The organism is Streptomyces sp. B1866 (genome assembly GCF_031932565.1).
GTDB lineage: Bacteria > Actinomycetota > Actinomycetes > Streptomycetales > Streptomycetaceae > Streptomyces.
In genome coordinates, this window is record NZ_JAVSCF010000276.1 from 1 (window position 1) to 8,152 (window position 8,152).

The window sequence follows — 8,152 nt, forward strand, 5'->3', positions numbered from 1 at the left end:
CGTGCCCCGGGCCGCCGCCGACACCGTGCTGCGCGCCTGGGCGGGCCTGCCGGCCTGGGTGCGCGCGGCGGCCCCGGCGCCCTCCGGCGCGCCCCGCGCCCTGTGCCACGGCGACTTCCACCTCGGCCAGCTCGTCCGGCTCGGCCGGGAGCCGGACGGGACGCCCCGCTGGCTGCTCATCGACGTCGACGACCTGGGCGCGGGCGACCCGGCCTGGGACCTGGCCCGGCCCGCCGCCTGGTACGCGGCCGGGCTGCTGCCCGGCGGCGACTGGGACCGCTTCCTGGGCGCCTACCGCGCGGCGGGCGGGACGGCCGCGGGCCCGCCGGGCACCGACCCCTGGCCGTTCCTGGACGTCCCGGCCCGGGCGCTGACCGTGCAGACCGCCGCGCTGGCGCTGGTCAAGGCGGCCGCGGCCGCCCGCCCGCTGGACGAGGCCGAGGAGGCGGTGCTCGCCGCCTGCACGCGGATCGTAGGACTGAAGCCGTCCGCGGGGACCGCCGAGGCAATAGGGTGAGCGCACGCGCCCGGGATACCCCGGTTGCGTACCGTCGTGACCTTTCGAGGAGTTGAGCGGGCCATGCAGTGTCCCAAGTGCCACGCGCCCATGCACACGTACAACCGCAACAGTGTGCAGATCGAGCAGTGCAGCGGCTGCCGGGGGATCTTCCTGGACTACGGGGAGCTGGAGGCGCTGACCCGGCTTGAGTCGCAGTGGGCGCAGCAGGCGCCGCCGCCACCGGCCCCGCAGGCCTACCCGGCGGCTCCGGCCGCGCCCGCCTGGGGCGCGCCGCACCAGGGGCACCACGGGCATCATGGACACCACCGGCACCGCAGCTTCGGCCACATGCTGTTCTCGTCCTGACGACCGGTCGGCCCGGGCCGACCGGTAGCAGGTACGTACGTACACCGCGCGACGGCGTACCGGAGCGGGGAAAGGCCGGAGGCCGGGGCGTGCAGCCCCGGCCTCCGGCCGATCGGTGTGCGCGATACTGGGATTGAACCAGTGACCTCTTCCGTGTCAGGGAAGCGCNCGGTGTGCGCGATACTGGGATTGAACCAGTGACCTCTTCCGTGTCAGGGAAGCGCTCTCCCGCTGAGCTAATCGCGCGTACGGGCCCGAAGGCCCCGGTGGACGATACTGGGATTGAACCAGTGACCTCTTCCGTGTCAGGGAAGCGCTCTCCCGCTGAGCTAATCGTCCGAGGTGGAGACGGGATTTGAACCCGTGTAGACGGCTTTGCAGGCCGTTGCCTCGCCTCTCGGCCACTCCACCAGCCGCAGGGGCCGCGAACCCCTACTTCGAGCGGACGACGAGATTCGAACTCGCGACCNTCCGAGGTGGAGACGGGATTTGAACCCGTGTAGACGGCTTTGCAGGCCGTTGCCTCGCCTCTCGGCCACTCCACCAGCCGCAGGGGCCGCGAACCCCTACTTCGAGCGGACGACGAGATTCGAACTCGCGACCCTCACCTTGGCAAGGTGATGCTCTACCAACTGAGCCACGTCCGCAGGTGCCGTTCCTCCGGGGCACTCACGCGTCCCGGCGACGTGTTGAACTTTAGCGGATTCCCGGGCCAGCTCAAATTTCATAAGTCCCGCCCGCCGTCCCGGCGCCGCCGCGCGCGCCGCCGCCCGCCGTCCGCGCGGCCCGTCGCCTTAGACTCGACGCCGTGTCCGACCTGCCCGCCCTCGCCCGCTTCGGCGGCCTCCTCGCCACCGGTCTGCGCGACGTGACCAGCGATCCCGCGGCCCTGGACAGCGCGGGTTTCTGGGCCGTGGTCGCGGACTTCGAGGGCCGCGTGACGTGCGCCCGCTTCGCCGACGTACGCCGCGAGGGCCGACCCGCGCCCGGGCGCTGGCGCGGCCCGGCGGCGGCCGGGTGGACCTCGTCCCTGGACCGGGCCGCCTACACCGACGGCGTACGGCGGATCCGGGACCGCGTCGCGGCCGGCGAGGTCTACCAGGTGAACCTGTGCCGGGTGCTGTCCGCGCCGCTGCCGGACCCGGCGGATCCGGCCGCCACGGACGCCGACGCCCTCACCGCGCTGCTGGCCCGCGGCAACCCGGCCCCGTACGCGGGCACCGTCCGGCTGCCGGCGCACGGCGTGGAGATCGCCACCGCCTCGCCCGAGCTGTTCCTGCGGCGCTCCGGGCGCACGGTCGAGTCCGGCCCGATCAAGGGCACCGGCCGCGAGGCAGCCGACCTGACCGCGAAGGACCGCGCCGAGAACGTGATGATCGTGGACCTGGTCCGCAACGACCTGGGGCGGGTGTGCGCCACCGGCTCGGTGACCGTGCCCGCGCTGTGCGCCGTCGAGCACCACCCGGGCCTGGTGCACTACGTGTCCACCGTGCGCGGCGAACTGGCCCCCGGGGCGGGCTGGCCGGACCTGCTGGCCGCCGCGTTCCCGCCCGGCTCGGTCACCGGCGCGCCCAAGTCCAGCGCCCTGCGCGTCATCGCCGGCCTGGAGCCGGTGCCGCGCGGCCCGTACTGCGGGGCCGTGGGCTGGGTGGACGCCGACCGCGGCACCGGCGCGCTGGCCGTGGCCATCCGCACCTTCTGGATCGACCGCGCCGCGCCCGGCGGGCCCCGGCTGTGCCTGGGCACCGGCGCCGGGATCACCTGGGGCTCCGACCCGGGGCGGGAGTGGGACGAGACCGAGCTGAAGGCCGCCCGGCTGCTGCGGGTGGCGTCACAGGCACACCTGACCACGGGAGGCACACCACGATGACGTCGACGCCTGCGATCTGGGTGGACGGGGCGCTGCGCGACCCGGCGACGGCCCGCGTGTCGGTGTTCGACCACGGGCTGACGGTCGGCGACGGGGTCTTCGAGACGGTGCAGGCGGCCGCGGGGAAGCCGTTCGCCCTCACCCGCCACCTGCGGCGGCTGGCCGACTCCGCCCGGGGCCTGGGCCTGCCCGAACCCGACCTGGACGAGGTGCGGCGGGCCTGCGCGGCCGTGCTCGCCGTCGACCCGCCGCCGCTCGGGCGGCTGCGGATCACCTACACCGGCGGCCTCGCCCCGCTCGGCTCCGACCGGGGCGAGGCGGGCCCGACGCTGGTGGTGGCCATGGGCGAGACCCGGCGCCGCGCCGACACCACGGCCGTGGTGACCGTGCCGTGGACGCGCAACGAGCGCGGGGCGCTCACCGGCCTGAAGACCACCTCCTACGCCGAGAACGTCGTGGCCCTCGCCCGCGCGCGCGAGCAGGGCGCCACCGAGGCCCTGCTGGCCAACACGGTCGGGCGGCTGTGCGAGGGCACCGGCTCGAACGTCTTCGTGGTCCTCGACGGCGAGCTGCACACGCCGTCCCTGGCGTCCGGCTGCCTGGCGGGCATCACCCGCGCGCTGGTGCTGGAGTGGACGGGCGCGAAGGAGACCGACCTGCCCTTCGACGTGCTGGAGCGGGCGGAGGAGGTCTTCTTGACGTCCACGCTGCGGGACGTGCAGGCCGTGCACCGGGTCGACGGCCGCTCGCTGCCCGGCGCGCCCGGCCCGGTGACGGCCGAGGCGGCGCGGGTCTTCGCCGAGCGGGCGGCGGCCGACCTCGACCCGTGAGCGCCCGCCGGAGGCACCGGGCCTCGCGCGCGGGAGCGCGGGAAGCGCGAGCGGCCGGCGGCCCGGCGGGGACCGGTTCGCGGCACGGGGGCTGACGGGGGCGCGCGGGCGGCGGTAGAACACCCTCGTGACCACCACCCTGCGCCCTACGGGACCCGAACGGCGCACCGACGGCGGCGGGCGCTCCCGCTCGTACGCGGTGTGCGTCAACAGCCGCCCGGTCGGCACCGTCCGCCTCACCACCGACGTCCACTGGGGGACGTGGGCCGGGCGCATCGAGAACCTGGCCATCGACGAGCCGGACCGGCGCCGCGGCCGGGGCACGGTCGCCGCGCTCGCGGCCGAGGAGGTGCTGCGCGGCTGGGGCTGCGCGCAGGCCGTCGTCAGCGTCCCCGCCTCCGCCGCGCCCGCCCTCTCCCTCGCCGCCGCCCTCGGCTACGCCCAGCGCGGCCGCACCCTGGTCAAGGAGCTGTCCGGGCCCGTACCGCTGCCCGCGGACAGCCGGGTGCGGCCCATGGGGGACGCCGAGTACGGGCCGTGGCTCGCCCGCGAGCGGGCCGGCTACGTCCGCGACTGGCGCGAGCGGGGGCTGACCGACGAGCAGGCCGAGGCCCGTGGGGAGGCCGGGTACGCGGCGCTGTACCAGGGCCCGGCGACGCCCGGCGCCGCGCTGCGGGTGCTCGTGCACGGCGGCGCGGACGTCGGCACCCTCTGGGTGGCCCTGGGCGGCGGTCTGCCGGACGGGGTGGACGCCTACGTGTACGCGGTGGAGGTGGCCGAGGAGTACCGCGGGCGCGGCCACGGCCGCACGCTCATGCTGGTCGCGGAGCGCGAGGCCCTGGCGGCCGGGGCGCGCACCCTGGGCCTGCACGTCTTCGCCGGGTACACCCCGGCCGAGCGGCTGTACGCGTCCCTGGGCTACCGGGCGACGGACGTGCACCTCCACAAGCCGCTGCTGTGACCGCCCGCCCGGCCCCGGCCCTTCAGCGCGGGGCCGCCCGATCGGCCGTCAGCCCCGGGCCGCCCGGTCGGCCAGCAGGCGGCCGGCGATCTCCTCGATCCGCGCGCGCAGCCCCTCCTGGCTCCTGCCGCCGTCCAGCCGCTCCCCGCCGATCACGTACGTCGGCGTGCCCGTGACGCCGATCGCCCTGCCCTCGGCCTGGTCGGCGTCCACGGCCAGCGTGTGCCGTCCGTCGATCAGCGCGGTGTCCAGCTCCTCCGCGTCCAGGCCCAGCTCCGCGGCCACCTCGGCCAGCAGCTCCTCGCCCCGCGCGGCCAGCTCCCCGGTGCGCTCCAGGACGGCCTCCGCGAAGGCCCAGCCCCGGCCCTGGGCCGCGGCCTCCTCGGCGGCCTGCGCCGCCGCGTAGGCGTGCCGGTGCCGCTCCAGCGGGAAGTGCCGCAGCCGGACCTCCAGGTCGTCCCCGAACCGGGCGCGCAGCGCCCGCACGTCCGCCAGCGCGGTGCGGCAGTCGGGGCACTGGAGTTCGCACCACACGTCGAGTACGGGGCGCGGGACATCGGTGTCACTCATGGGGACAGTCTTCCAGCAGCGGGCGCGCCCTCGCGCCGCCGCCCGCCCGCGCTCCGCGTCCGCCGCCCCGCCCCCGGCCTCCCGCACCGGCTCGCCCCCGGGGAGGAGGGCCCCGGAGATGTCCCGGATCCGGGCGGCGCACCGTGGCCCGCGGCGCGCCGCCCGGTGCACGATGGAAGGCACAGCACCCCCAGGGCAGGAGAGTCCCCATGCTGACCGACGTCGTCTGCGCCGCGCTGTCCGCGGCGGGCCTGGGCATCGCCGTGATGACGGCGTACCGCAAACGCTTCCTGGCCGCGACCCGGAAAGCCGCCTACGCGCTGCTGCCCGTGGGCCTGGCGCTGGCGGGCGTCGTGGACTGGGTGCGCGACCTGGTCTTCAAGCCCAGCGTGTGGGTGGGCATCGGTCTGCTCGGCGTCTCCTGGCTGCTGTTCGCGCTGACGCGCGCGGTGGAGCAGCGCCGCGCCGGCGTGGCCGACGGGAAGCAGGGGGACGCCGTGGCCCCGGGCGCCTCCGCGCCCTCTCTCGGCGCGGGCGGCGGCGCCGCGCGCCCCAAGCGGCGCGGGCAGCGGGCCGGGACCGGCGGCGGGGCGGAGGACTTCTCCGACATCGAGGCGATTCTCAAGCGCCACGGCATCTGAGCGCCCCGGCCGGCCCCGCGGGAGCCGGCCCCGCGCCGGCGGCGTACGGCCCGTACGGTCGCTGCCGCAGCGCGGCCCCCGGGCCTTCGCCGTAGCGGCACGCGGAATATCCGGTGTGCGCGTCCGGGCCCGCCGGCCGCTGAGCCATGATCGGCACACGATGCCGCACGAACCGGGGGAGTCGGCCCCCACACCGCCGCCCGACCCGTCCGCGCCGCCCGGCAGGCGGCCGCGCGGCTGCCTGTTCGCCCTCTCGCAGCCGCCGCTGATGCTGTTCCTCGCGGTGGTCGGCACGCTGCTGCTGGCCACGGCCGTGCACGACCTGTACCGGTGGTGACCCGGCCGGATCGCTCAGCGGGCCGCCTCCCGGCGCCGCGCGCGGTAGGCCGCCACGTGCAGCCGGTTGCCGCAGGTGCGGCTGTCGCAGTACCGGCGCGAGCGGTTGCGCGACAGGTCCACGAAAGCACGGCGGCAGTCCGGCGCCTCGCAGCGCCGCAGCCGCTCCCGCTCGCCCGCCACCACGAGGAACGCCAGCGCCATGCCGCCGTCGGCGGCCAGGTGCTCGGCGACGGACGCGCCCGGCGCGAAGTAGTGCACGTGCCAGTCGTAGCCGTCGTGGTCGGTGAGCCGGGGGGTGGTGCCGGCCTCGGCGACCATGGCGTTGAGCAGATCGGCGGCGCTCTTGGTGTCGTCCGAGGCGAAGACCTCGGCGAAGGCGCCGCGCACGGCCCGTACGGCCGCGAGGTCGGACTGGTCCAGCCTGCGGACGTCGCTGATGGCGTTGCGCTCGACGAAGTCGCGCAGTGCGGCGACGTCCGCGAGGTCGTCGTGGTCCTCACCCTCGGGCGCGGTGTTCACGAGGTCGACGACCGCGTCGAGCGCGCACCGGGTGTCGTGACTGATCAGCACGGTTGGCTCCCTGGCCGGACGGGCCGGGCGGCCGTCCGCACGCGCACCGCGCGTGTCCGTCCGCCCTTCGCTCCCGCCCGACTCTAGCGCCTGCGGGAACGGCGGTGCCGCCGCCGCGGACCTGGCGGCGGCGGCACCGCGCCCGCGGGTGCCGCGGGGCCCGTGCCGTCGTCCGGCCGGTGCCCCGCGCGCTGTCGCGTCGCGTGTCGTCGCGTCCCGGCGCGCTGCCGGGACCTCGTCCCTGCTGGGTGGCCGTCTCCCCGAGTCGGACGGCCGGGACGTTACCTCAGCTCTCCGCCAGGATGTGGGAGAGCTCCGTGTCGAGGTCGAAGTGGCGGTGCTCGGTGCCGGGCGGCACCGCGGCGTCGGTCCGCCTGAGGAAGGATTCCAGGGCCCGCGCGGGGGCTTCGAGCAGCGCCTCGCCCTCCGGCGAGCTCAGGGCGATGCAGACCACTCCCTGCCCGTGGCTGCGGGACGGCCACACGCGGACGTCGCCGGTGCCGGTGGGCCGGTGCAGCCCCTCGGCGAGCAGGTCGCGGGCGAAGACCCACTCGACCGTCTCTTCGGCTCCGGTGTGGAAGGTGGCGTGCACGGCGTAGGGGTCGGCCGTGTCATACCGCAGGCCCGCGGGTACAGGCAGTGAGGACTCGCTCGATACAACGAGGCGCAGGTGCAGCTCGCAGCTGACCGTGGTGTTCATAAGCGCCAGGGCCTTTCGCTCAGTGTGCGCTCGGGGGTTCGCACGTCGGCGAAATCGACATGCCACCTACGGTGCCGTTGTAAACCCCTCTGACCGTTTTGTGGTGCTTCTGGTCGCCCGTGCGGCGGTACCCTCGCGGAGGCCGTTGCGCCATTCCGGTGACACCGGTTGATCATGTAAATTGGGCGCCATGAGTGCGGAGAGTGACGAACGGCGGGAGACCGCCGAGCCCGTGAGCCCGTCGCGGGCCACGGAGGCCGACGGGGCGGCGCCGATCGGGGCGCCCGCCGCGGTGGCGGGCACGCTCGACGGGGCGTCGCAGGAGCCGGCCCAGCCGCCGCTCGGGTCGAAGGCGCCCCAGTTCATCCAGCGCTCCCGGGCCCTGCACCTGAGCTGGCAGGTCGGCGTCTTCGTCGTCGGCCTGGCGGTGGTGGCCACGGGCGTCGTCCTGCTGCCGCTGCCCGGGCCGGGCTGGGTGGTGATCTTCGCGGGCATGGCCATCTGGGCCACGGAGTTCGTCTGGGCCCAGCTGGTGCTGCGCTGGACCAAGCGCAAGGTCACGGAGGCCGCCCAGCGCGCCCTCGACCCCGCTGTGCGCAAGCGCAACCTGATCCTCACCGGCATCGCCGTCACGATCTGCGCCGTGGCCGTAGCCGCCTACGTCTGGCGCTTCGGCGCCGTCCTGCCGTGGAACACCAAGGAGTGACCCGCGCCGCCTCCCCGGCCGGCCGCGGCCGGTCACTCCCGGTCCCGCGCATGCGCTAGGGTTGGGCCTGCGCCCGGGCGATTAGCTCAGCGGGAGAGCG

Annotated in this window: 11 protein-coding genes and 5 tRNA genes; 8 read left to right on the forward strand and 8 right to left on the reverse strand. The window is 75.9% G+C overall.

The window, feature by feature from the left end; genetic code table 11:
• Positions 1-517: phosphotransferase (locus RKE29_RS25475; RefSeq protein WP_312007982.1), on the forward strand; the 517-nt coding region annotated here is incomplete at its 5' end.
• Positions 518-580: 63 nt separating this feature from the next.
• Positions 581-865, forward strand: coding sequence for a zf-TFIIB domain-containing protein (locus tag RKE29_RS25480; RefSeq protein WP_312007984.1), 285 nt, complete (start codon positions 581-583; stop codon positions 863-865).
• Positions 866-1,039: 174 nt separating this feature from the next.
• Here RKE29_RS25480 and RKE29_RS25485 read toward each other — a convergent pair.
• From RKE29_RS25485 to RKE29_RS25505, 5 genes are all read right to left on the reverse strand, one after another.
• Positions 1,040-1,111, reverse strand: a tRNA-Val gene (locus RKE29_RS25485).
• Positions 1,112-1,132: 21 nt separating this feature from the next.
• Positions 1,133-1,204: transfer RNA gene (locus tag RKE29_RS25490), tRNA-Val, on the reverse strand.
• Between the two features lies 1 nt (position 1,205).
• Positions 1,206-1,276 (reverse strand) — tRNA-Cys (locus RKE29_RS25495).
• Positions 1,277-1,339: 63 nt separating this feature from the next.
• Positions 1,340-1,410: transfer RNA gene (locus RKE29_RS25500), tRNA-Cys, on the reverse strand.
• Between the two features lie 29 nt (positions 1,411-1,439).
• Positions 1,440-1,512 (reverse strand) — tRNA-Gly (locus RKE29_RS25505).
• A 161-nt stretch (positions 1,513-1,673) separates the two neighbouring features.
• Here RKE29_RS25505 and RKE29_RS25510 point away from each other — a divergent pair.
• The 3 genes from RKE29_RS25510 (at position 1,674) to RKE29_RS25520 (ending at position 4,526) form a co-directional block, all read left to right on the forward strand.
• On the forward strand, positions 1,674-2,735 hold the full coding sequence (locus RKE29_RS25510; protein ID WP_312007985.1) for a chorismate-binding protein: 1,062 nt from the start codon (positions 1,674-1,676) through the stop codon (positions 2,733-2,735).
• Positions 2,732-3,565, forward strand: coding sequence for an aminodeoxychorismate lyase (locus RKE29_RS25515; protein ID WP_312007986.1), 834 nt, complete (start codon positions 2,732-2,734; stop codon positions 3,563-3,565). The genes RKE29_RS25510 and RKE29_RS25515 overlap by 4 nt, the downstream gene beginning before the upstream one ends.
• Before the next feature lie 127 nt (positions 3,566-3,692).
• A complete protein-coding gene (locus RKE29_RS25520) occupies positions 3,693-4,526 on the forward strand; it encodes a GNAT family N-acetyltransferase (RefSeq protein WP_312007987.1) in 834 nt (277 codons plus the stop codon).
• Between the two features lie 48 nt (positions 4,527-4,574).
• Here the strand turns inward: RKE29_RS25520 and RKE29_RS25525 are convergent, their stop codons facing one another.
• On the reverse strand, positions 4,575-5,096 hold the full coding sequence (locus RKE29_RS25525) for a DsbA family protein (protein WP_312007988.1): 522 nt from the start codon (positions 5,094-5,096) through the stop codon (positions 4,575-4,577).
• Between the two features lie 209 nt (positions 5,097-5,305).
• Here RKE29_RS25525 and RKE29_RS25530 point away from each other — a divergent pair, with 209 nt between their 5' ends.
• Both RKE29_RS25530 and RKE29_RS25535 read left to right on the forward strand, forming a co-directional pair.
• Positions 5,306-5,737, forward strand: a complete 432-nt coding sequence (locus RKE29_RS25530; RefSeq protein ID WP_312007989.1) for a hypothetical protein — start codon at positions 5,306-5,308, stop codon at positions 5,735-5,737.
• Between the two features lie 160 nt (positions 5,738-5,897).
• Positions 5,898-6,074: a hypothetical protein gene (locus RKE29_RS25535; RefSeq protein WP_312007990.1), complete on the forward strand. Its 177-nt coding sequence runs from the start codon at positions 5,898-5,900 to the stop codon at positions 6,072-6,074.
• Positions 6,075-6,088: 14 nt separating this feature from the next.
• On the opposite strand, the gene RKE29_RS25540 is transcribed toward RKE29_RS25535, so the two are convergent.
• Both RKE29_RS25540 and RKE29_RS25545 read right to left on the reverse strand, forming a co-directional pair.
• Positions 6,089-6,646 (reverse strand): CGNR zinc finger domain-containing protein, encoded by a 558-nt coding sequence (locus RKE29_RS25540; RefSeq protein WP_312007991.1) that lies wholly within the window; start codon positions 6,644-6,646, stop codon positions 6,089-6,091.
• Between the two features lie 286 nt (positions 6,647-6,932).
• The gene (locus tag RKE29_RS25545; protein WP_128378359.1) at positions 6,933-7,346 is read right to left on the reverse strand and encodes an SsgA family sporulation/cell division regulator; all 414 of its coding nucleotides are present in this window, start codon (positions 7,344-7,346) and stop codon (positions 6,933-6,935) included.
• A gap of 190 nt (positions 7,347-7,536) precedes the next feature.
• Here RKE29_RS25545 and RKE29_RS25550 point away from each other — a divergent pair, with 190 nt between their 5' ends.
• The gene (locus tag RKE29_RS25550; RefSeq protein WP_312007992.1) at positions 7,537-8,052 is read left to right on the forward strand and encodes a TIGR02611 family protein; all 516 of its coding nucleotides are present in this window, start codon (positions 7,537-7,539) and stop codon (positions 8,050-8,052) included.
• Positions 8,053-8,152: the final 100 nt, after the last annotated feature.

What these genes read in the sequence shown, in the direction of transcription:
- RKE29_RS25480 (WP_312007984.1), top strand. Translation starts at nt 581, where the DNA reads ATGCAGTGTCCCAAGTGCCACGCGCCCATGCACACGTACAACCGCAAC.
- RKE29_RS25515 (WP_312007986.1), top strand. Translation starts at nt 2,732, where the DNA reads ATGACGTCGACGCCTGCGATCTGGGTGGACGGGGCGCTGCGCGACCCG.
- RKE29_RS25525 (WP_312007988.1), bottom strand. Translation starts at nt 5,096, where the DNA reads ATGAGTGACACCGATGTCCCGCGCCCCGTACTCGACGTGTGGTGCGAA.
- RKE29_RS25530 (WP_312007989.1), top strand. Translation starts at nt 5,306, where the DNA reads ATGCTGACCGACGTCGTCTGCGCCGCGCTGTCCGCGGCGGGCCTGGGC.
- RKE29_RS25535 (WP_312007990.1), top strand. Translation starts at nt 5,898, where the DNA reads ATGCCGCACGAACCGGGGGAGTCGGCCCCCACACCGCCGCCCGACCCG.
- RKE29_RS25545 (WP_128378359.1), bottom strand. Translation starts at nt 7,346, where the DNA reads ATGAACACCACGGTCAGCTGCGAGCTGCACCTGCGCCTCGTTGTATCG.
- RKE29_RS25550 (WP_312007992.1), top strand. Translation starts at nt 7,537, where the DNA reads ATGAGTGCGGAGAGTGACGAACGGCGGGAGACCGCCGAGCCCGTGAGC.